Origin of the sequence: Afipia clevelandensis ATCC 49720, assembly GCF_000336555.1 — a bacterium.
GTDB classification, from domain to species: Bacteria; Pseudomonadota; Alphaproteobacteria; order Rhizobiales; family Xanthobacteraceae; genus Afipia; species Afipia clevelandensis.
In genome coordinates this window covers 3,494,555-3,515,610 of sequence record NZ_KB375281.1, presented here as the reverse complement: position 1 = coordinate 3,515,610, position 21,056 = coordinate 3,494,555, and the positions used below count along the sequence as shown (strand labels likewise).

At 62.8% G+C, this 21,056-nt stretch carries 20 protein-coding genes, 1 tRNA gene and 1 riboswitch; of the genes, 8 read left to right on the top strand and 13 right to left on the bottom strand.

The features are described from left to right. Positions 1-7: 7 nt before the first annotated feature. From HMPREF9696_RS16810 to HMPREF9696_RS16795, 4 genes are all read right to left on the bottom strand, one after another. Positions 8-370, bottom strand: a complete 363-nt coding sequence (locus HMPREF9696_RS16810) for a PRC-barrel domain-containing protein (RefSeq protein WP_002714238.1) — start codon at positions 368-370, stop codon at positions 8-10. A gap of 130 nt (positions 371-500) precedes the next feature. Beyond that, on the bottom strand, positions 501-1,499 hold the full coding sequence (locus HMPREF9696_RS16805) for a 2-dehydropantoate 2-reductase (protein WP_002714237.1): 999 nt from the start codon (positions 1,497-1,499) through the stop codon (positions 501-503). Between the two features lie 36 nt (positions 1,500-1,535). Beyond that, complete coding sequence (locus HMPREF9696_RS16800) at positions 1,536-2,714, bottom strand: NADH:flavin oxidoreductase/NADH oxidase (protein ID WP_002714236.1); 1,179 nt, start codon at positions 2,712-2,714, stop codon at positions 1,536-1,538. Between the two features lie 42 nt (positions 2,715-2,756). Further along, positions 2,757-2,830 (bottom strand) — tRNA-Gly (locus tag HMPREF9696_RS16795). A 137-nt stretch (positions 2,831-2,967) separates the two neighbouring features. Between HMPREF9696_RS16795 and HMPREF9696_RS16790 the strand changes: the two genes are divergently transcribed. From HMPREF9696_RS16790 to HMPREF9696_RS16770, 5 genes are all read left to right on the top strand, one after another. Continuing rightward, the gene (locus tag HMPREF9696_RS16790) at positions 2,968-3,555 is read left to right on the top strand and encodes a methylated-DNA--[protein]-cysteine S-methyltransferase (RefSeq protein WP_002714235.1); all 588 of its coding nucleotides are present in this window, start codon (positions 2,968-2,970) and stop codon (positions 3,553-3,555) included. Positions 3,556-3,564: 9 nt separating this feature from the next. Continuing rightward, complete coding sequence (locus HMPREF9696_RS16785) at positions 3,565-4,413, top strand: helix-turn-helix transcriptional regulator (RefSeq protein WP_002714234.1); 849 nt, start codon at positions 3,565-3,567, stop codon at positions 4,411-4,413. A 24-nt stretch (positions 4,414-4,437) separates the two neighbouring features. Then, positions 4,438-4,797 (top strand): VOC family protein, encoded by a 360-nt coding sequence (locus HMPREF9696_RS16780; protein WP_002714233.1) that lies wholly within the window; start codon positions 4,438-4,440, stop codon positions 4,795-4,797. Between the two features lie 27 nt (positions 4,798-4,824). Continuing rightward, positions 4,825-5,220 (top strand): SRPBCC family protein, encoded by a 396-nt coding sequence (locus HMPREF9696_RS16775; RefSeq protein WP_002714232.1) that lies wholly within the window; start codon positions 4,825-4,827, stop codon positions 5,218-5,220. A gap of 238 nt (positions 5,221-5,458) precedes the next feature. Continuing rightward, positions 5,459-6,670, top strand: a complete 1,212-nt coding sequence (locus HMPREF9696_RS16770) for an EAL domain-containing response regulator (RefSeq protein WP_002714231.1) — start codon at positions 5,459-5,461, stop codon at positions 6,668-6,670. Positions 6,671-6,677: 7 nt separating this feature from the next. On the opposite strand, the gene HMPREF9696_RS16765 is transcribed toward HMPREF9696_RS16770, so the two are convergent. Together HMPREF9696_RS16765 and HMPREF9696_RS16760 are read right to left on the bottom strand one after the other, a co-directional pair. Next, positions 6,678-8,105, bottom strand: coding sequence for an MATE family efflux transporter (locus HMPREF9696_RS16765; RefSeq protein ID WP_002714230.1), 1,428 nt, complete (start codon positions 8,103-8,105; stop codon positions 6,678-6,680). A gap of 120 nt (positions 8,106-8,225) precedes the next feature. Continuing rightward, entirely contained in the window at positions 8,226-9,983 is a 1,758-nt protein-coding gene (locus HMPREF9696_RS16760; protein WP_002714229.1) for an acyl-CoA dehydrogenase family protein, read from the bottom strand. Positions 9,984-10,137: 154 nt separating this feature from the next. Between HMPREF9696_RS16760 and gcvA the strand changes: the two genes are divergently transcribed. Then, a complete protein-coding gene (gene gcvA, locus HMPREF9696_RS16755; protein ID WP_002714228.1) occupies positions 10,138-11,019 on the top strand; it encodes a transcriptional regulator GcvA in 882 nt (293 codons plus the stop codon). Positions 11,020-11,040: 21 nt separating this feature from the next. On the opposite strand, the gene HMPREF9696_RS16750 is transcribed toward gcvA, so the two are convergent. Further along, positions 11,041-12,189 carry a 2'-deoxycytidine 5'-triphosphate deaminase gene (locus HMPREF9696_RS16750; RefSeq protein ID WP_002714227.1) on the bottom strand — a complete coding sequence of 383 codons (1,149 nt, stop codon included), beginning with the start codon at positions 12,187-12,189 and terminating at the stop codon, positions 11,041-11,043. Positions 12,190-12,245: 56 nt separating this feature from the next. Further along, positions 12,246-12,325, top strand: a riboswitch (SAM riboswitch). Between the two features lie 71 nt (positions 12,326-12,396). Here HMPREF9696_RS16750 and HMPREF9696_RS16745 point away from each other — a divergent pair. After that, positions 12,397-13,629 carry an O-succinylhomoserine sulfhydrylase gene (locus tag HMPREF9696_RS16745; RefSeq protein ID WP_002714226.1) on the top strand — a complete coding sequence of 411 codons (1,233 nt, stop codon included), beginning with the start codon at positions 12,397-12,399 and terminating at the stop codon, positions 13,627-13,629. Between the two features lie 100 nt (positions 13,630-13,729). Here HMPREF9696_RS16745 and HMPREF9696_RS16740 read toward each other — a convergent pair whose 3' ends face one another. Genes HMPREF9696_RS16740 through HMPREF9696_RS16730 form a run of 3 tightly spaced genes read right to left on the bottom strand, consistent with a single transcriptional unit; the run spans position 13,730 to position 16,634 of the window. Further along, positions 13,730-14,638 (bottom strand): SGNH/GDSL hydrolase family protein, encoded by a 909-nt coding sequence (locus tag HMPREF9696_RS16740; protein ID WP_002714225.1) that lies wholly within the window; start codon positions 14,636-14,638, stop codon positions 13,730-13,732. Continuing rightward, positions 14,635-15,405: an SGNH/GDSL hydrolase family protein gene (locus tag HMPREF9696_RS16735; protein WP_002714224.1), complete on the bottom strand. Its 771-nt coding sequence runs from the start codon at positions 15,403-15,405 to the stop codon at positions 14,635-14,637. Before HMPREF9696_RS16735 ends, HMPREF9696_RS16740 begins: the two co-directional genes overlap by 4 nt. Beyond that, positions 15,402-16,634, bottom strand: a complete 1,233-nt coding sequence (locus HMPREF9696_RS16730; protein ID WP_002714223.1) for an OpgC domain-containing protein — start codon at positions 16,632-16,634, stop codon at positions 15,402-15,404. Before HMPREF9696_RS16730 ends, HMPREF9696_RS16735 begins: the two co-directional genes overlap by 4 nt. Positions 16,635-16,886: 252 nt before the next feature. Here HMPREF9696_RS16730 and apaG point away from each other — a divergent pair, with 252 nt between their 5' ends. Beyond that, positions 16,887-17,279 carry a Co2+/Mg2+ efflux protein ApaG gene (gene apaG, locus HMPREF9696_RS16725; RefSeq protein WP_002714222.1) on the top strand — a complete coding sequence of 131 codons (393 nt, stop codon included), beginning with the start codon at positions 16,887-16,889 and terminating at the stop codon, positions 17,277-17,279. Positions 17,280-17,306: 27 nt separating this feature from the next. Here apaG and HMPREF9696_RS16720 read toward each other — a convergent pair whose 3' ends face one another. From HMPREF9696_RS16720 to HMPREF9696_RS16710, 3 genes are all read right to left on the bottom strand, one after another. Further along, a complete protein-coding gene (locus HMPREF9696_RS16720) occupies positions 17,307-18,293 on the bottom strand; it encodes an Hsp33 family molecular chaperone (RefSeq protein ID WP_009734971.1) in 987 nt (328 codons plus the stop codon). Positions 18,294-18,465: 172 nt separating this feature from the next. Continuing rightward, a complete protein-coding gene (gene argF, locus HMPREF9696_RS16715) occupies positions 18,466-19,398 on the bottom strand; it encodes an ornithine carbamoyltransferase (protein ID WP_002714220.1) in 933 nt (310 codons plus the stop codon). Further along, a complete protein-coding gene (locus HMPREF9696_RS16710) occupies positions 19,398-20,618 on the bottom strand; it encodes an aspartate aminotransferase family protein (protein WP_002714219.1) in 1,221 nt (406 codons plus the stop codon). Before HMPREF9696_RS16710 ends, argF begins: the two co-directional genes overlap by 1 nt. Positions 20,619-21,056: the final 438 nt, after the last annotated feature.

The window sequence follows — 21,056 nt, the reverse complement described above, 5'->3', positions numbered from 1 at the left end:
GCCTGCGTCAGAAGCCGATCCAGTAGGCGTCGACTTCGCGCACGCGGTTGCCCCAGTCGAATTCCTTGTCGGTGCCGAACGACGGCGCCTTGGAAAGCTCCTCGTCGGTCATCAGGGTCAGGAGTTCGTAGGCTTCGATCGCGGGATTGTATTTCATGCTGGCCCACGGCAGCGGGCGATAGTCTTCGCCCACGCCAAGGAAACCGCCGAAGCACAGAACGGCATAAGCGACGTTGCCGCTGACCTTGTCGATCATCAGCCGCTTGATACTTCCGATTTTACGTCCGTCAGCGTTGAAGACCCGCGTGCCTTCGACGCGATCGCTGGCGACAAGACGATGAGGTTTCAGATTGATTGTGTCCGCATGCATGAGAGCCTCCAGACGTTGCTGGTCCACCGGGGCTCGCGGGCAAGACATTTGCGGGCGTCACCCGGCGCTTGCATCAACGTCGCTAATGTAATCCTCATCGGGCATCTTCGCCAGCCTGTGCAAAGCGAAATTAGCCGGACCGGACCTGTTCCGCACTCAGGCCCGGCGATCCCTTGCCCGCCTCCTCCGCCTTGCGGATCAGCGCGACGATCCGTTCCGAGAGGGGCGACGGCAATCCGTGACGTTTGGCGAGCGTCACGATCACGCCCTGCAGATGGCCGATCTCGGTGCGGCGGCCCCGCTGCAGATCTTCCCACATGGAGGAGCGGGCTTTCGGGTCGATTTTCACCATGGACGCGGCAATGCGCGTGAACAGCGCATCGGGCAGCTTGAGAATGAACGGCGTGACCGACGCAGGCAAAGGCGTGGTCGAGACCGGCGCGATGCCTTCGGCCTTGATCACCGTCAGCGCTTCACGCATCTGGTCCGCGAACAGCACACGCCAGGAGCGCTGCGCCAGTTGATCGCGCAGCGGCAGACCCGACAGCGCATTAAGCGCGTTGTTCAGATTGACCAGCAGCTTGCCCCACTGCACGCCCTCGATGTCATCGACCGCGCGAAACCTGAGTTCAGGCTGCGACAGCGACTTCGCCGTTTCGGCGTCGTCTGTCTCGAGCAGGATGTCGCCGGAGGTGGCACGGTGGAAATGCCCCTCGCCCATCGAGAGCACATTGAACGGCACCATGCCCGCAAGCACGTCGTGCTCCGGCAGCGTCTCGCGCAGCACCGGAACATTGCCGATGCCGTTTTGAAGGCTGATGATGATGGCGTCCTGCCGCGCGTGCTGCGCGATCTGGTCCGCAACTGCGGCGGTGTCGTCGCTCTTCACCGTGACAAGAATGATATCCGCGTCATTGAAGATCGCAGGGTCCTCGGACAACGCAATCTCGGCGGGAGTCAGCCGATGTTCGATGCCCTCAAAGCTGGTGACCTTCAGCCCGTTGCGGTTGATATCGTCGATCACACGCGGACGTGCCAGCAGCGACACCGGATGGCCCCCGACCCGCAACATGCCGCCGACAAAACAGCCGATGCTGCCCGCGCCTGCCACGCAAATGGATCTCGTCATGTCGATGCCGCCCGGTCTGACTGACCAGAAGGTCGCTCAAACCTTTCGGAATGGCAATGCCGGCCCGTCGAGCCTGCGCAGGCCCGGCTCGCGCCGTTCCAGCCACCAGCCATATTGCTTCGGCCATGACGCGAAGGTGCCGTCGCCGATCTCGCCCTTGGTTTCACTCAAAGCCAGTTCGGCATGAAGCGGCCAGTTCGGATCGAACAGCGCCTCGCGTCCCACCGCGATCAGATCGGTCCTGTCCTCGGCCAGAATATCTTCCGCCTGCTGCGGATGCAGGATGAGACCGACCGCCATGGTCTTGACATGAGCCTCGCGGCGGATTTGCTCGGCGAACGGCACCTGAAAGCTGTAACCGCGCGGAATCCGTGCCGCGGTCGCGGATCCCATCAGGCCGCCGGACGAGCAGTCGATGACGTCCGCGCCCCGCGCTTTCGCTTCATTCACGAAGGCCACCGAGTCGGCGATATCAATACCGCCGTCGATCCCGTCCACGGAGGAGATGCGCACGAACAGCGGACGGTCAGCCGGCCACACCGCGCGCACGGTTTCGATGATCTCGAGCGGATGCTTCATGCGCCCGGCGCAGTGGCCGCCATAGGCATCGGTGCGGTGGTTGGAGAGCGGCGACAGGAATTCATGCAGCAGGTAGCCATGGGCGCAATGAATTTCGAGCACGTCGAAATTCGCTTCCACCGCGCGCAGCGCCGCCTGACGCCAATCCTCGCGCAGTCTCTCCAAATCCTTCAGGGTCAATTCGTGCGGCATCAGCCAGCCGTCATCCATCGGGATCGCGCTCGGCGCGACGATGGCCCACGGCTTGTCGCCGCGCGCAACGTCGTCGGCGGTCAGCGCGGCGTTGCCATACCACGGCCGCTGCATGCTGGCCTTGCGCCCGGCATGGGCCAGTTGAATCGCTGGCACCGATCCGTTGGCGCGCAGAAACGCCGTGATGCGCTTGAGCGGCGCGATCTGTCCGTCCTGCCACAGGCCCAGGTCGCCATGGGTAATGCGCCCTTCCGCTGTGACCGCCGCAGCTTCCGTCATCACGATGCCGGCGCCACCCTGTGCGAACTTGCCGAGATGAACCAGATGCCAGTCATTCGCCATGCCCTCTTCGGCCGAATACTGGCACATCGGCGAAATCACGATCCGGTTCTTCGATGTGACGCTGCGCAGGGTAATAGGCGTGAACAGGCGGGGCTGTGACATCGGGCCTCTTGGATTTGGGATTTGGGATTTTTCCGGGAAAACTGGAGCGGGCGAAGGGAATCGAACCCTCGTATGCAGCTTGGGAAGCTGCCGTTCTACCATTGAACTACGCCCGCGCAGGCCCGACCTTAGCCATACCCGGCATCCCGCCGCAAGATGGCAGCCGCCACAGGTTTCGGGTGGCGCAGGGACGCCAAAAGCGCAAGATTCTCCAAGTTGCGGGAATCGCGCCTATGACAGTCTGGGACGCAGGATGATGACGGGTCTTGCCTTGTTCGATACGGCCATCGGGCGCTGCGGCGTCGCCTGGGGCGAGCGCGGCCTTCTCGGCGTGCAACTGCCGGAGGGTGACGACGCGCGAACCCGCGCGCGCCTGCTGCAGAAGGCGCCCGGCGCGCGTGAAACGGCGCCGCCGGAAGAGGTGCGGCGCGCATGCGCCGCGATGACCGGCCTGCTGGACGGCAAAGCGACCGACCTGTCCTTCATTGCGCTCGATACGGATCATCTGCCCGCCTTCAACCGCAGCGTCTATGACATCGCTCGCACGATCCCGCCGGGCGAAACGATGACCTATGGCGAGATCGCCGCCCGGCTCGGCGACAAGCTGCGGTCGCGCGCCGTGGGCAAGGCGCTGGGTGAAAACCCGCTCCCGATTGTGATCCCCTGTCATCGGGTGCTGGCAGCGAACGGCAAGACCGGCGGCTTTTCCGCCAATGGCGGCGTCACCACCAAGTTCAGGATGTTGACCATCGAGCGCGCGAAAACAGCCGGCGCATCCGGCGATGCCCCGATGCTGTTCGACCCTGGCCTGTCGATTGCCCCGCGGCGGCGGCGGGGATAACATCGCGTCATGAAGACCACGCTGCTGGAAAGCGCATCGCTGTGCGTGTTCGACTACCGGTGCACCATGGGACCGGATGACAAGCCGTTTGCCGAACAGCACGCGCGCCATTCGTTGTCCTACGTCCGCAAGGGCAGCTTCGGTTACGACACCCGCGGGCGTTTCCACGAACTGGTTGCGGGCGCCGTGATGGTGGGCCATGCCGGCGACGAATACACCTGCTCGCATCCGCATCACATTTGTGGCGATGAGTGCCTGTCGTTCCAGTTATCGCCGGCGCTTGCGGACACTATCGGCCTGCGCGACAACGCCTTGCGGATCGCCTGCGTGCCGCCGACGCCGGAACTCATGGTCTATGGCGAACTGGCGCAGGCGGCCGGAAAGGGCGATAGCGACATCGGGATCGACGAGGCGGCGATGCTGTTCGTCAATCGCTTTATCGAGACCACATCGGGAAAACCGCAGAAGGCCATCCGCGCGACAGCACGCGACCGCCGCCGCGCGGTCGAGAGCGCGCTGTGGATCGACGCCCATGCCGACCGCACCATTGACCTGGAATCGACTGCAAAAGCCGCCGGCATTAGCCCGTTTCACTTCCTACGGCTGTTCTCGAATGTGCTTGGCGTGACGCCGCATCAGTATCTGGTTCGCGCGCGCCTGCGCCGCGCCGCGAAACTTCTTGCCGACGACACGCGGCCGATCACCTCGGTCGCATTCGATGTCGGCTTCGGCGATCTGTCGAACTTCGTGCGGACGTTCCATCGCGCCGCCGGTGTCTCGCCCCGCCGCTTCCGCGAGGCTGCGCGCGGCGACCGCAAGATTTTCCAAGATCGGCTCAAGGTGGCGGCCCTAAGGTGATCTCCATCGCAACGGAGAGCACCCATGTACGATCATATCGGCCTGAAAGTCAGAAACCTCGACGCCAGCATCAAGTTCTACACCGCCGTCCTTGCACCGCTCGGTCATGTTCTGTGCTCGCGGGACGACAGCGGCGCGGGATTCGGCCCGAAAGGCGCACCGGCGCTGTGGCTGCATCTGTCGAAAGAGCCAGAAGGCTCCGGCGCTCATGTGGCGTTCAGCGCGAGCGACCATGATGCCATCAAGGCATTCCATGCCGCGGGACTGAAAGCCGGCGGTCGCGACAATGGCGGCGCCGGACCGCGCGCGGATTACAGCCCGACCTACTACGCGGCGTTCCTGATTGATCCGGACGGCAACAATATCGAGGCTGTGTGCACCTGACTGTCATCGCAGAGACGGGAGGCCGTAATGGCATCAATTCACAAGGAGATGGTTCTGGCGACCTCCGCCGATGCCGTCTGGGACGCGGTTCGCGATTTCGGCGCGGTGCACACCCGTCTCGCGCCCGGCTTCGTCACCGATGCAAAAATGGACGATGATGCGCGCATCGTGACATTTGCAAGCGGCGTAACGGCGCGCGAAGTTCTGGTGGATTGCGACGATGCGCGGCGGCGGCTGGTTTACGCCATCACGAACGAACGCATCAGGCATTACAACGCCGTGGTTCAAATCGCCGGGGACGGCGACAAGCCAACGAGATTTCTCTGGACCATCGACGTCATGCCGCACGACATCGCGCCCTACATCAGCGCACAGATGGATCTCGGGATCGACGCGATGAAAAAGAAACTCGGAGGCACTTGAGCCCTCGCGGTCGCGAACATTCTTGCACCTGACCATCACGCCGCGCTCACAACGCGGCGTGATCTGTTTCATCCTCAGGCCCGATGCGGGCAAATCACATAAAAAGCCGGGCAATATTGAATTGCATTGTCTCCCTTAACCTTACCCAACACCTCAGGTGGATGATTCAATAATTCCACATTTGTGACCACTGCATAACGCTATCACTTCCGCCTCGGGGACAACGGAGGTGATTCTGATGAGGGGTTTCAAAGCTGCTGAAATCGAGGCAGTTGCGACATTCGGACAGCGCAAACTGGCGCCTCGCGCATGTATCGTCGATCCGAAACGGCACATTCGCACGTTCCTGAGTGAAGCTCTGGATGAATTGGGATTCATCACCGGCGAATGCGCAACCGCGGCGGAATTACCCACGCTGCTCGACTATCAGTTGCCCGATCTTGTGGTTCTCGGCATGCCGAGCGACGGTGTGGAGGCCGGGAATATCCTGCGAACCCTCGTCACCAGGATGTTCGACGGCAAGGTGTTGCTGATCGGCCCAAAGGATTCGATCATCGTCAATGCGTTGCATCAGCTCGGGGAAGAAACCGGCATCGCGATGCTTCCGCCGCTGGCGACGCCGTTCAGCGCGGACGGCCTGCGCGCCAGCGTTGTGCCGCTGCTGCCGCAGAAGGCGCCGCCGAGCCCGCCCGTCGACGTCACCGAGGCGCTCAAGGCGGGCTGGCTCGAGCTTTGGTATCAACAGAAGATCGACGTTCGCACGCTTGCACCGCGCGGCGCGGAAGCCCTGATCCGGATGCGCCATCCGGCATGGGGCGTCGTGCCGCCCGCATCCTTCATTCCGGATTCAAAGGACCCCCAATTCAAGGGATTGTCGGACTTCGTGGTGACGCGCGCGCTCGAGGACTGGCATTACTTCATTGGCCAGCACGGCCCGGTCGACATTTCGATCAATCTGCCGATCGGCTTTCTGGAGGACACCGCGTCGGTCAGCCGGTTGTGCCGCCAGATTCCGGATCATCCGGCCTTCAGCGGACTGATCGTCGAAGTGAAAGGCGCAGAGATCATCCGCAATCTCGATCTCGCCATCGAGGCCGCCAAACGGATGCGCTTCCACAACATCGCGATCTCCATCGACGATCTGGGGGTCGACTGGCCGTCGCTTTCGGAGCTGAAGAGCTTTCCGTTCGTCGAGATCAAGGTCGATCGGGAATACGTCACCGGCTGCGCAGACAACCGCCTCAAGCAGACCGTCTGCCGCAGTATTCTCGAACTCGCGGACCGGGTCGGCGCGCGCACCGTCGCCAAGGGTGTCGAGACGCGATCCGATCTGATTGCCGCGCACGAGATGGGATTCGATCTGGCGCAGGGATTCCTGTTCGGAAAACCGGCCAATGCAAGGAAATTCGCGCGCGCGGCGCTGTCGCGGCCGGTCAGCGTCCTCGACTAACGGCGCGCTATTGCGAGGCTGCTTCGCGCGGCCCCCAGTTGGTCAGGCGGACGGCGGCGGCGGCGAGGATTCCGAGCAGCATCATGGATGAGGCCGCAAGCCAGAAGAATCGTGTGCTTCCGGCGCCTTGCGCCATCAGCACCGATCCGCCGACGATCACAAAGATCAAACGCGCAGTCTGCGCCAGCACCGGCCCGAGCACACGCGCGGCCCCCTGCGAGGAGAAATAGACCGCAATCGCAAGCCCGACGAACGACAGGAACGGCCCGACAATCGACAGATATTCGCGGCTCGCGGCCCGCACCGCCGCATTATCCGTGAAGAGATTGACCCAGATGTCGGGGAAGATCGCAAAGAAACTGCCGAAGCAACCGACCACGACAAACGAGACGCCGCCGGTGGTCCAGGCGATCCGGCGCGCCCGCGCGACACGCCCTGCACCGATGGCCATTCCGATCATCGGCACCGACGCAATGCCGACCGCGAAGGCGAGCGATGTCAGCATGAATTCCAGCCGCGCGCCGATGCCATAGCCCGCCAGCACCTCGGTGCCGAAATTCGCCAGAAGGTGCGTGAAGATCGTGACGGTCAGAACGATCTGCAGCGGCGAGAAGCACGCAATCGCGCCCACCTGCAGGATGTCATAGAACATCGCGCGCTGAAACCGGACCTGCTTGAACGACAGTTTGACCCGGCTGCGCCCCGACAGCAGATACCAGGCCATGATTCCCGCGCCGATGGAGAACGCCATCAACGTGCCGGCGGCGACGCCGCGCATTCCGAACTGCGGAACAGGTCCGAAGCCAAGCCCCAGCACGCCGCCGAACAGAATCTGGAAGAATGCCGAATTGAGGATGATCGCGGACGGCAGCTTCATGTTGCCGGTGCCGCGCAGCAGCGCCGCCAGCGTGTTCATGATCCATGGCAGCACCGCGCCGCCGAAAAAAATCTGCGCATAGCCGATCGCCTCGCTGAGGACGCGGCCGCTGCCGCCCAACGCGGCAAACAGATATGGCCCGAACACCAGCATTCCGATCATGAAAGTGAGGCCGAAGCATACGCCGATCATCAGGGCATGGACGGCCAGCGCAGCCGCGCGTTCGGTATCGTCGGCGCCAAGCGCGCGGGCAATGGCGGAAGCGACGCCGCCGCCCATCGCACCGCCCGACATGGTCATCATCAGAATGACGAACGGGAACACCAGCGCCATCGCCGCCAGCGGCTCCACGCCGAGGCGGCCGATATAGGAGGTCTCGGCAATCGCAACGCAGGTTCCGGCGGTGAGCGCGACGACATTGGGCGCCGCCAGCTTCAGCAGCGTCGGCAGGATCGGGCCATCAAGCAGGGGGTTTTTCTGGGGGCTCCTGATAGGCGGCAGCGGCGGCTGTTCCTCCGCCTGCACCACAGGAATTTCGGCAACTCCTAGCTCGGACATGCACTCCCCAACGGGGCAGTCTCTTTGCTGTCAGCCGCCCTCCGTCGACCCTTACCATCAAACCGGCGACCCGCAATGCGCGCCTTGCGCATGGCATCCAGTCATCGGCCCGAAGGGGGCCTAACCGAGCATTCCGGCGGCATCCGCCATGGACACCGGCCTGTCGCCGAGCAGCCGCTCGGCAATCGCGCCATCCCCGGCGCCCGGCAGGGTCGCGAACGGGTCCTGCGCGGTCAGCCGATGATCGACCACGAGCTTTGACAGCAGCAGCCGTCGCGCATCGCCGCGCATCGAATGAATTCGGCTGGCCTCCCAGGCGAAGGTTACAGCGCTGGCGACATGGTAGAGCGTGCTGGTCGCGCGGCGGGCTTCAGCCTCGTTCTCGGAGCGGCCCGCAACCTCGCGCGCAAAACCGATGGCCTTGTCGGTGAAGCCGTGCAGCCGGTCACGCCATCCTTGTGGAACGCCGGGCATGTCGTCGATCCTGGCATGAAGATCGGCACCGAGCGCAGCTTCGGCCCCATGGCGCCCCACCGCGCGCTTGAGCGTGTCGATGGCCACGATGTTGCCGGTGCCTTCCCAGATCGAGCCGAGATGCGCATCGCGCAAGAGGCGCGGCGTCGCGAATTCCTCGATGTAACCAATGCCGCCGCGCATCTCCATCGCCTCGCCGCAGACTTTCCTCGCATCGCGCGTGGCGCGATACTTCAGCACCGGCGTCAACACGCGCAACAACGCGGCCGCATCCTGGCTTCCGGCTTCGGCGCGATCCAGCGCGTCAGCGGTCATGAAGCTCATCGAGACAGCCTGCTCGGTCGCAAGCATGATTTTCATCAACTGCCGGCGCGCCAGCGGCATGTCGACAATGCGGCGGCCGAACACGACGCGATTGTTGGCAACCGTATTCGCGTCATGATGCGCGCGGCGCATCAAGGCAGCCGATTTCACGCCATTGGACAATCGCGACCAGTTGACCATCTCGGCCATCTGCACAAAGCCGCGATCGAGACGGCCGACCGAATACGCGATTGCGCCCTCCAGCTTGATTTCCCCGGACGCCATCGAGCGGGTGCCGAGCTTGTCCTTGAGACGGACGATGCGGTAATGGTTCGGCGAGCCGTCATCGAGTTCGCGCGGCATCAGGAACAGGCCGACGCCTTGCGTGCCGCCGACCGCGCCTTCCGGCCGCGCCAGCAGCATCACCATCTTGGCATCGGCGTTCGAGCAGAACCATTTCTCGCCCGTGAGCCGCCAGTGATTGCTTTCTTGCACGGCGGTGGTGGTCAGCTTGCCGACGTCGGAGCCGCCTTCCTTCTCGGTCATGAACTGACCGCCCTGGGTCAGCTTCGCCATGTCGGTCTGCGTCAGGCCGTCGAGATACTTGGCCTTCAGCGCGTCGTCGCCGAAGCGCGACAACAACCGCGCCGCGCCATCGGTGACATTGATCGGACAGCCCATGCCGAACTCGGCCTGATTGAAAAGGAATGTAAAGGCGTGCTTGGCGACCGCGGGATACGTCTCACTCCAGCCGAGAATGCCCTTGCGATGCGACATCGCATGGATGCCGAACTCGCCGTAAGCCGCCCGTTCAAGTTCGCGATAGGCGGGATGATATTCGATCCACTGCCGGTCGTTGCCGAAGCGGTCGCGCTGATGCAGCACCGGCCCGTGCTTGTCGGCAAGACGCGCGCACTCGTCGAGAGGACCGCCCGCCAGCGCGCCGAGGCGATCAAGATGCGGCTCGATGTGACGGAACAACGCAGCGGGAAGATGTATCTGCAATAGATCGGCCAAGGCCTGATCGTTGCGATAGAAATTCTGGCCCGTGGTGTCCGGCGCGATGAGCTGCGCGGCGCTCGCCTTGAGCGGCATGTTCATGGGCAATCCCTCCGGGCGTTTCCTGATTTTTTGCTGCTTGGGATCATGGCTTATGCGCCGCGTCCGTTCCTGCATCAAAGTGAGAGCTTTCCGGTGGCGTGGCAAACGAGATTTCGGTAGGCTTCAGTTGATAATTTCTCAATTGGAGCGCGCCATGGCCCGGCGACTGCCGCCGCTTTCCAGCCTGCCGGTGTTCGAGGCCGCGGCTCGCCGGATGAGTTTTCTGCAGGCTGCGGACGAACTCGGCGTGACGCCCGGCGCAGTGAGCCGGCAGATCCAGAATCTCGAAACTCATTTGGGCACGCCGCTGTTCCGGCGCACCAACCGCATGGTCGAACTGACCGATGCAGGCCGCGCCTACATGCAGGACATCCAGAACGCACTGGAGACGATCGCCACCGCGACAGAGCGGGCGCGAACGCCGGAACGCCGCCGGCCGCTCGCCATCTGCGCCTATCCGAGTTTTGCGATCCGCTGGCTGCTTCCGCGCTGGCGCAGCTTCCATGACCGGCATCCCGAGATCGACATCCAGCTCACCACCTCGCTCGACAGCGTGGACTTCAGCCGTGATCCCTTCGATGCCGCGGTGATGGTCGGCAACGGACGCTGGCCAGGTCTGGCATCGGTGAAGCTGTGCCCGATCACGGTGTTTCCGATCTGCAGTCCGGCGCGGCTGAAGAGCCGGATGCCGCTGAAGCATCCGCGCGATCTCGCCCATCACCAGCTCATCCACGCCACCTCACGCCCGGAGGACTGGCCGCGCTGGCTCGAAGAAGCCGGCGCCAAGAGTGTCGACAGCACGCGCGGCATCACCTTTGAAAACCAGACCATCGCGCTTCAGGCCGCGCTGGACGATATCGGCGTGGCGATGGGAATCGAGGCGCTGGTGGCGGACGAACTGGCGCAGGGCCGCCTCGTGCAGCCGTTCAAACACGTCCGGCAGACACGCAACTCGTTCTATCTGGTTTACCCGAAGGCGAAGGCCGGCAATCCGCAGCTTGCCGCATTTCTGGACTGGCTCGCGCAAAACAACTGACGCGCCCAGCAAGGCGATAGGTCAGACGCGGAAGTGCTTCGACAGCTTGAGGCCCTGCCCCTGATAGTTGGAGGCGATGCGCTGACCGTAGAGCGCGTCGGGACGCGACAGCATCTTCTCATAAACAAGACGCCCGACGATCTGGCCGTGCTCCAGAATGAACGGCACTTCGCGCGAGCGCACTTCCAGCACCGCGCGCGAGCCCTGCCCGCCCGCGCCCGCATAACCGAAGCCGGGATCGAAAAAGCCCGCATAGTGCACGCGGAATTCACCGACCAGCGGATCGAACGGCACCATCTCCGCGGCGAAATCCGGCGGCACCTGCACCGCTTCCTTGGATGCGAGAATGTAAAATTCGCCGGGATCGAGAATCAGGCTGCGATCCGCGCGGGCGCGGATCGGCTCCCAGAACTCGTTCACGACATAACCCGCGCGGCGATCGACATCGACCACGCCGGTGTGACGCTTGGCGCGATAACCGACAAAGCCGTCCGATCCTTCGCCGGACAGATCGACGCTCACGGCAACGCCGCCGGTGAGATCGGCGTCATCGCTGTCGACAAGACGCTCAGTGGCATGCAGCGCTTCGAGTTCATCACCATCGAGCAACGGATGGCCCGTGCGGAAACGGATCTGCGACAGACGCGATCCCTCGCGCAGCAACACCGGAAATGTCTTCGGACTGATCTCGGCATAGAGCGGTCCGTGATAGCCCGGCGCGATCATGTCGAAACGCCGGGTGCCGTCGGCGATCACGCGCGTGAATACGTCGAGACGGCCGGTCGAGCTTTTCGGATTTGCGGCAGCCTGAATGTTCGGCGGCAGCGCAAGGCTTTCCAGCAGCGGCACGATATAGACGCAGTTGGTTTCCAGCACCGCGCCGTCGGACAGGTCGATCTCGTGCAGTTTCAATTCGTCGATGCGTTCGGCCACCGTGATATCCGGCCCCGGCAGAAAACTCGCACGCACGCGATAAGCCATGCTGCCAAGACGCAGATCGAGGCTGGCCGGCTGAATCTGGCTTTCGACAAAGGGATATTCGGGCAGGATCAGCCCGGCATCGGCCATCGCCGCGATCATGCGGTCGGGCAGAATTCCTGTCGCGTCGCTTGGCAGGGTGAAGGGCACAGATTTGTCCTCGGTGACCGGCTGATCCAGCAAAATAGGCATTTTATCGGTTATCCGATGGGGTGCTTGACGGAAAGACCATGCAGGAGTAGGCCTATGACTTATCCCGTGGTCATTTGAGCCGGCCGGCTTGCAGCCACGTTAAATAACTCGCTAAACAGGCCGGGGACAGTGTGATCCCGGCTTGTGGAAAGATTTTCCAGGCCGGTTTTTTTGTGCCCATCGCAAGATGGTCACGATGGAGTCCACATGTCCGAGACCAAAACACCCGCGGCCAATACGTCCTCAAGCAAGCCGCTGTCCCCGACCCGCAATTACCGCCCTGAAACCCGCCTCGTGCATTCCGGCACGCTGCGCTCGCAGTATGGCGAGACTTCGGAAGCCCTGTTCCTGACGCAGGGCTTTGTTTACGACAGCGCCGAACAGTGCGAAGCGCGCTTCACCGGCGCCGACCCCGGATTCCTGTATTCGCGGTTCTCCAATCCGACGGTTTCGATGTTCGAGCAGCGCATGATCGAACTCGAGGGCGCGGAGGCCGCGCGCGCTACCGCGACCGGCATGGCGGCCGTGACCACCGCCATTCTCGCGCCGCTGAAGTCCGGCGATCATGTGGTTGCGGCGAAGGCGCTGTTCGGCTCGTGCCGTTATGTCGTCGAAGACCTGCTTCCGCGTTACGGCATTGAATCCACATTGGTGGACGGCCACGATCTCGACCAGTGGAAGAAGGCTGTGCGGCCGAACACCAAGTCTTGCTTCCTCGAAAGCCCGACTAATCCGACTCTCGATGTTGTGGACATCGCCGCGGTCGCGGACATCGCGCACAGCGTCGGCGCGCGGTTGATCGTCGACAATGTGTTCGCCACGCCGATCTGGCAGAGCCCGCTCGCGCTCGGCGCCGACGTTGTGGTCTATTCAGCCACCAAGCATATCGACGGTCAGGGCCGCTGCCTCGGCGGCGTCATCCTGTCGTCGGATGCGTTCATTCAGGAGCACATCCACACCTTCCTGCGCCAGACCGGCCCGTCGATGTCGCCATTCAACGCCTGGGTGCTGCTGAAGGGCCTTGAGACACTGAGCATCCGTGTGAAGGCGCAGACCGAAAGCGCCGCTGCGATCGCGGATGCGCTGGCCGTTCATCCAAAAATTTCGCGGCTGGTTTATCCTGGCCGCGCCGATCACCCACAGGCGGACATTGTGAAGAAGCAGATGCGCGCCGGCTCGACGCTGATCGGATTCGAGGTCAAGGGCGGCAAGGCGGCGGCGTTCCGCACGCTGAACGCGCTGAAGCTGGCGCGGATTTCCAACAACCTTGGCGACTCCAAGAGCATCGTCACCCATCCGGCGACCACGACGCATCAGCGCCTGACGCCGGAAGCGCGCGCCGAACTCGGAATCAGCGAAGGCTTCATCCGCTTTTCGGCGGGGCTGGAGCACAAGGACGACCTGATCGAGGACCTGACCGCTGCGCTCGAGAAGGCGTGAGGTCTTCCGCCGTCATTGCGAGGAGCGACGAAGCAATCCCGTTCCTTTTTTCAGGAGTGGATTGCTTCGCTTCGCTCGCAATGACGAAGTCTTGTTTATCTCACATCGGCCGATAGGTCATGATGTTGCCGGGAATGTTGACCCCCGCCTTCACCTGCCCGACCGACTTGATGATGGTGTCGCCCAGCAACTGGGCGAAACAGGCATAGCCCCAGTCGTTCATGTGCAATCCGTCCCCGATGACGAACTTGTCGAACGGCAGCTTCTCGTCCTCGTGCCATTGCCGCATGACTTCAAAACGCGGAAACACCGAAATGTTCTTCAACCTGGCGACATCGCCGAGCAGCTTGACCATGCGGCTGGCATTCTCGGTTTTCGCGGTCACCGCCGGAACGTATTGCGGATCAATCAGGACCACATCGACGCCGCGTGCCTGAAGCTGCGCAATCCCGTCTTCCAGCAGCGCCGCTGTCGCAGCGACATCGCTCTCATTGCCCTTGACGACGGTGTTGGTCCCGAGTTGCCAGATCACAAGATCAGGATCGGCGGCGAGAACGGCGGCATCGAACCGCTTCATCATTTCCGGCGCATCCTGCCCGCCCATCCCGCGATTGATGATCGTGATGTCGGATGTCGGAAACTTGCGGCGGAGCTGATCCGCCAGACGGTTCGGATAGGTATAGGCCGGCGAGGATGTCCCGTATCCCACGGTGGTCGACGAGCCGAACGCCACGATGGTCACCGGCTCGTCAGCCGCGATCCGCCGCGCCACACGCGGCAGCGATCCCGGGACATCGTTCAGGCCCTTGGCCGGAAGACATGGCACACGGGTGAGAATGTCTCCCGCCGCACTGGCCGCGCCTTTCGCGGCCTCGATGGCCTTGGTGGCGAGCCCCTTCTGGGGCGGCGCAGCGCCAAGCGGGTTGGTTTGCCCCAAGGCGGAATAGGGCGCGGCGAAACCACAGATCGTCGCGGCAAGAACTGCGCAGCGAAAACAGGATCGGATCAACGCTGAATCCTCAGCTCCGCCGGATTGATGCGCGAGGCTTCCACAATCATCGCTGCGAGCGCGCGCCCGATGCAATCATGCACCCGCTTCGCCATGCCGTAGCCATGGACCGAACCGAACAGATCGAAGTCACCGGCGTCGTTCCAGTGCCGCATGATCGAGAAGCGATCGAACACCGGCACCTCGTGCTGCTGTGCGGCGACACGTATCGTATCGTTGTACGGACCGACCGAGAGCATCGTCTCCATGCGCGGATTGTATTGAAGATTCATCATCAGCACGTCGGGACCGGCCTTCTGCAGAGCCTCGATTCCGGTATCCAGCGCGGTGCGGAAATCGTCCGGATCGACCGAGCGGATGGCATCCACGGTGCCGGTCTGCCAGATCACAAGATCAGGCTTCTGGTCCGGCGGCAGCTTGTCGATGATCTGACCGAAGTTCTGCGCGGCCTCAGCCGCCGTCTTCTTGGGCCGCAGGTCCGTCCTGATGTTGACCGCAACTCCCGCAAGCTGCTCGCGCAGCGCCGCCTCGGTACGGGCCGGGTACGACATGCTGACGCCGTCGGCTCCGGGCAGCGCCGACGATCCGCTGCCGACCACAAGGATGTCCAGCCGCTTTCGCATCTTGATCGCGTCGGCGACTTTCGGGAGCACGCTCTCGGTGGTGAGAAGATAAGCCGGTACCGCGCAGCCGGGCGTATCCTCCGCGCGCGCCGGCGCGGCGATCAGAAGGATTGCCAACAGGCTTGTCGCCCATGTTGCTTTCATGACCCGCCTCCGGCGAGGTCGGCATCGCCGTCTGCGCTTTTCGCGCGTTTGCCGCTCTTGCTGACCTCGCCCTTATACCACGAAAACAGCGCGGCGGCGGCCGACATGATGACGATGCCCGCCACGCTGACGAAGAAATGCATCCACGCGCCGCCGGAGACTTCCGCGAGAATGAAATGTCCCGCAAATGCGAGAAACACGCCGAGGCAGAAAATCTCGAGCGAATGCTGACCGCACTGGATCACGGGGCGCAGCCAGCGTGATTTCAGGCCCGGCCAGTTCGCGGGAATGAAATGTACGGTCAGCGCCGCAAGCGCCAGGAAATGGATGAAGCGCAGCACATCGAGGTCGGTCTTGTTGATCGGATACATCCAGCTTTCCAGCCAGCGCGGCATGAACACATTCAGCCGCGGCACATGCCAGGTCAGCGTCACGCAGAACGCGAAAACGAGATAGGCCACGCAAAGCCAGAGCGTCACCGGCGACGACAGAATGCGCGTCATGCGTCTGGCGCCGCCCAGCGCGCACCACGCGCCGAACACGAACAGCAACTGCCAGGCGAACGGATTGAAGAACCACGTTCCGTTCGGATAGGCTGGAAGATACCAATCGAACTCCCAGGTCAGCGCGTAGAGCACGACCGAGAGCCCCAACGCAAGATCCGCCTTGCGCTGCATCAGCCAGATGATCAGCGGCAGAAAGATCATCAGCACGATATAGAGCGGCAGCACGTCCATATTGACGGGCCGGAATTTCAGCAGCAGCGCCTGCACGATCGTGACGTCCGGCTGCTTGAGAAAATCCAGAATTCCCATTTCTTCCGCATAGAGCGGGTTGTCGAACTTGGTCGCGATATAGGAAATTTCCGCGAGATAGATCGTGAACAGGAAGACGTGCGCGACGTAAATCTGCCAGACCCGTTTGAAGATGCGCGCGCTCGCCACCACGAAGCCGCGATCGAGCATCGCGCGACTGTAGACGAACGCGGCGGTATATCCCGAGATGAAAATGAAAATCTCGGTGGCGTCACTGAAGCCGTAGTTCCGGATCGTGAACCACGTCAGAATGTTCGGGGGAAGATGATCGACAAAAATCAGCCACAGCGCCATGCCGCGAAACAGATCGAGCCGCAGCTCGCGCTCCCCCGCCGCAACGGGAAGAACCACAGCTTTGGCGGCGGGCGCCTTTGCAACAGCCTGATCGGTCATCTCGGTCGTCACAAACGTCATTCCGTCCGGTCCAGTTCCACCGCCAGCGCTTCAATTCTAGGGAAGATCGGAGCGGCCGGCAAATTGCAGGTATTCCATTGGACACGCCGCCCCCGGGAATGCTGGATCACAAGAATGTTGAAACCACAATCGGGCGGTTTCGTAGCCTGAACAGGCGGCCCTGAAAAGACGACGCCTCCGAAATGCAGTGTCTCGCGCCTACGCAAGAAATCGGGAGTCTGTTATTGTATGATCCGAATATGGACGGATGCCATGTACCGCGCCGTGACCAGGCACATCGAAGTCATCGTTGAACCAGCCTTCCTGCCCGAGCGCTCCTCGGCGGAGGACGGCCGGTTCTTCTGGGCCTATACGATTGTGATCGTCAATTCAGGGCCCGAGACCGTCCAGCTCAAGACCCGGCACTGGATCATCACCGATGGCACGGGACGCAGTCAGGAAGTGCGCGGCGAAGGCGTGGTCGGGGAACAACCCGTGCTCGAGCCGGGCGAACGCTTCGAGTACACCAGCGGCGTGCCGCTGCAGACGCCATCCGGCTTCATGACCGGAAGCTACCAGATGGTGACCGAAAGCGGAGAGCCGTTCGAGATCGACATCCCCGCCTTTTCGCTCGACAGTCCGAACATCAGGCGCACGCTGAACTGACATTCTCCGTGATCCGGAGAATGTCGCTTATTCAGCCGCCGGAACAGCTTCCGCCTCTTCCGGTGTGAATTCATAGGTCGAACTGCAGAACTCGCAGGTCACCGCCACCCTGCCGTTCTCGACCATGTCGGCGCGATCCTTCGCCGAGAAGCTCTTGAGCATGTTCGCGACCGCATCGCGCGAGCAGGAGCATTGCGCGTGGATCGGCTGCACTGGATAGACCCGCACACCGCGTTCGTGAAACAGCCGGAACAGCAGCCGTTCACCGGACAGATCGGGGTCGATCAGTTCAACGTCCTCGATCGTCCCGAACAGCGCGCGGCTCTCGGTCCATGCATCGTCTTCTTCCACAGTATGAGCAGCGGTGCCTTCCGGCGCATCGCCCGGGTGCAGATCCGCCTGCCGCGCGCGCTCGGGCGCCTTCGGCAGGAATTGGATCAGCATGCCGCCGCCACGCCAGCGATGCTTCGGGCCGTCGCCGCCGCGAAATTCCTCGCCAACAGCGAGCCGCACCTGGGTCGGAATCTGTTCCGAGCGCAGGAAGTATTCATGCGCCGCATCCTCCAGATTGCCGCCTTCCAGCTTCACAAGCCCCTGATAGCGGCTCATGTCCGGCCCCTGATCAATGGTCATGGCGAGATGGCCATGACCGAGCAGCGCCGCCGAATCCTGTCCTGCCTGAAGCCTCGCGGCATCATAGCGGGCATAGGCGCGCAGACGGTCCGGCGACTGAAAGTCGACAATGATCATCGACACCGGGCCATCGGTCTGGGTCTGCAGAATGAAGCGGCCGTCGAACTTCAGCGCCGACCCGAGCAGCGTGGTCAGCACAATGGCCTCGCCAAGCAGCTTGCTGACGGGGGCCGGATAATCGTGCTTGGTCAGAATCTCGTCGAGCGCCGGACCCATCTTCGTCAGGCGGCCGCGGATATCCAGCGCGCTGACCTCGAAAGGCAGCACCGCATCATCGACCGGCGTCGCGGAGGGGGCACGGATTTGGCTTTCGGAAGTCATAGCGGACGTACTTTCGTCAGGAATGCGAATTGGAATGAGAGCCCGGAACCTTTCGGTTCGAGCTTCGGCCCAAGGGGGTGGCGGGTCAAGCTGAGGTATCGCTCCCATATAGGGAGCCTCGGCTCACAAAAAAGGGATCGGCGGAAACCGGCCCGGTCTCACACCGGCCACATCAAATGGCGTGCAGGCACCAGGCCAGAATGCCCTTCTGTGCATGCAGGCGGTTTTCCGCCTCGTCGAACACGACCGACTGCGGCCCGTCGATCACCGCGTCGGTGACCTCCTCGCCGCGATGCGCCGGCAGGCAATGCATAAAGATCGCATTCGGATTGGCCAGCGACATCAGTTTCTCGTTGACCTGGTACGGCCTCAGCACGTTATGACGGTGCTCGCCTTCCTTGTCGCCCATCGAGACCCAGGTGTCGGTGACCACGCAATCGGCGCCGCGCACCATCTCATCGGGTTTGGTGCCGAGTACCACCGGTGCGCCGGTGGACTTGATCCAGTCCTTCAGCATCTTGTTCGGCGCCAGTTCCGGCGGCGTCGCCACGCGCAGGTTGAACCCGAAGCGCTCCGCGGCGTGAGCCCATGAGGCCAGCACATTGTTGTCGTCGCCGACCCAGGACACGGTGCGGCCCTTGATCGGTCCGAGATGCTCCTCGAACGTCATCACGTCCGCCATCACCTGACAGGGATGCGAGCGGCGGGTCAGCCCGTTGATCACCGGAACCGTCGCATGGGCGGCGAGCTCGGTCAGCGCCTCGTGATTGAGAATCCGGATCATGATGGCATCGACGAACCGTGACAGCACCCGCGCGGTATCCGCGATGGTCTCGCCGCGTCCGAGCTGCATTTCCGCGCCGGTCAGCATGATGGCTTCGCCGCCGAGCTGACGCATGCCGACATCGAACGATACGCGGGTGCGGGTCGACGGCTTGTCGAAAATCATCGCCAGCGTCTTGTCGGCCAGCGGCTTGCTGGAGACCTCACCGGCCTTGCGCCGCTTTTTCATCGCGAGGCTGGCGTCGAGAATAGTCCGCAGATCCTGCGTCGAAACATCGAACAGATCGAGGAAATGCCGCGGCTGATTGGACAGCTTTGTCATTACACGGCCTCGCTTTGCGCGGACATGCGGGCAATGCGTGTGCAGGCGCGTTCAAGACGCATCACCGCGTCCTCGATTTCCGTTTCATTGACGATCAGCGGCGGCAGAAAGCGCACCACGTTATCGCCCGCGGCGACCGTCAGCAGCTTCTCGTCGCGCAAGGCATTGATCACGTCGCCGGCAGGCACGACCGCCTTGATGCCGATCAGAAGACCGTCGCCGCGCACTTCGTTCACGACGCCCGGATAGCGATCGACCACCGATGCCAGCTTCTGCTTGAGCAGCAGCGACATCCTCTGCACATGCGCGAAGAAGCCCGGCGCGAGCATGACGTCGAGAACCGCATTGCCGACGGCAGCGGCGAGCAGATTGCCGCCGAAGGTCGATCCATGCGTGCCGGGCGTCATGCCTGCGGCGGCCTTGACGGTGGCGAGGCACGCACCCATCGGAAAGCCGCCGGCGATGCCCTTGGCCAGCGCCATGATATCCGGCGTCACACCGGTCTTTTCATACGCGAACAGCGAGCCGACGCGGCCCATGCCGGTCTGCACCTCGTCGAACACCAGCACGAGCTTGTTGTCGTCGCAAAGCTGGCGCAACGCGCGGAAGAATGACGGATCGGCTGCGCGCACGCCGCCTTCGCCCTGCCATGGCTCGATCAGGATACCCGCAGTGTTCGGGCCGATCGCTTTCTTGACGGCTTCGAGATCGCCGAGCGGGACCTGGTCGAACCCGTCGACCCGCGGGCCGAAGCCTTCCAGATATTTCTGCTGACCGCCTGCGGCGAGCGTCGCCAGCGTGCGGCCATGAAACGCGCCTTCAAACGTGATCAGCCGATAGCGCTCCGGATGCCCGTTCACCGCCTGAAACTTGCGCGCCATCTTGATAGCGGCTTCCATCGCTTCCGCCCCGGAATTGCAGAAGAATGCGACGTCGGCGAAGCTCGCGTCGCACAGCCGCGTCGCCAGCTTCTCGCCTTCCGGGATCGTGAACAGGTTCGAGACATGCCACAGCTTCGCGGCCTGCTCCTGCAGCGCCGCGACCAGATGCGGATGCGCATGGCCGAGTGCGTTCACCGCCACGCCGCTCGTAAAATCGAGATAGCGGTCACCGTTGGTCGCGATCAGCCAGGGCCCTTCACCGCGCTCGAAAGCGACATCCGCGCGGGCAAAAACCGGCAACATGTGAGAGTCGAGATGCGGCTTGGCGGTGTGGCTCATGGCGACCTGATTGATGGCTGAGGGGCCAACAGCATCGCGATCGCTGAAGCGTCTTCGCTCGGTTGCGTGCCCCGGAAACAAAACGTGCCGCCCATGGAAGGCGGCACGCTGCGGCCATTCTATTGGTGGGGGGATTGGTGTCAATCCACGGCCCCGGATTGAAGGCCAGGCAGAGCAGCGCGGATGGCGCAATATCCGGTGGTTTTTGCGTTTTCGGGCCTCCGGCGAGCGCGCCGGAGCGGAAAAACCGCCCGATCCGGGATCGTAAAAAATCCGGATTTATCTGCTTTCAAGCCGGAACATGTGGACGCACAAGGCCCGACTCTTGCGCGTGAGTCACGGCATATTGTAGCCTCTCTTCCGTTGGGTACGATATCTCGTGCGGCTGTTCTGATCCTCGCTTGTCTTTCGGTAAGGCGTAAACGTCCGGTTGCTTTT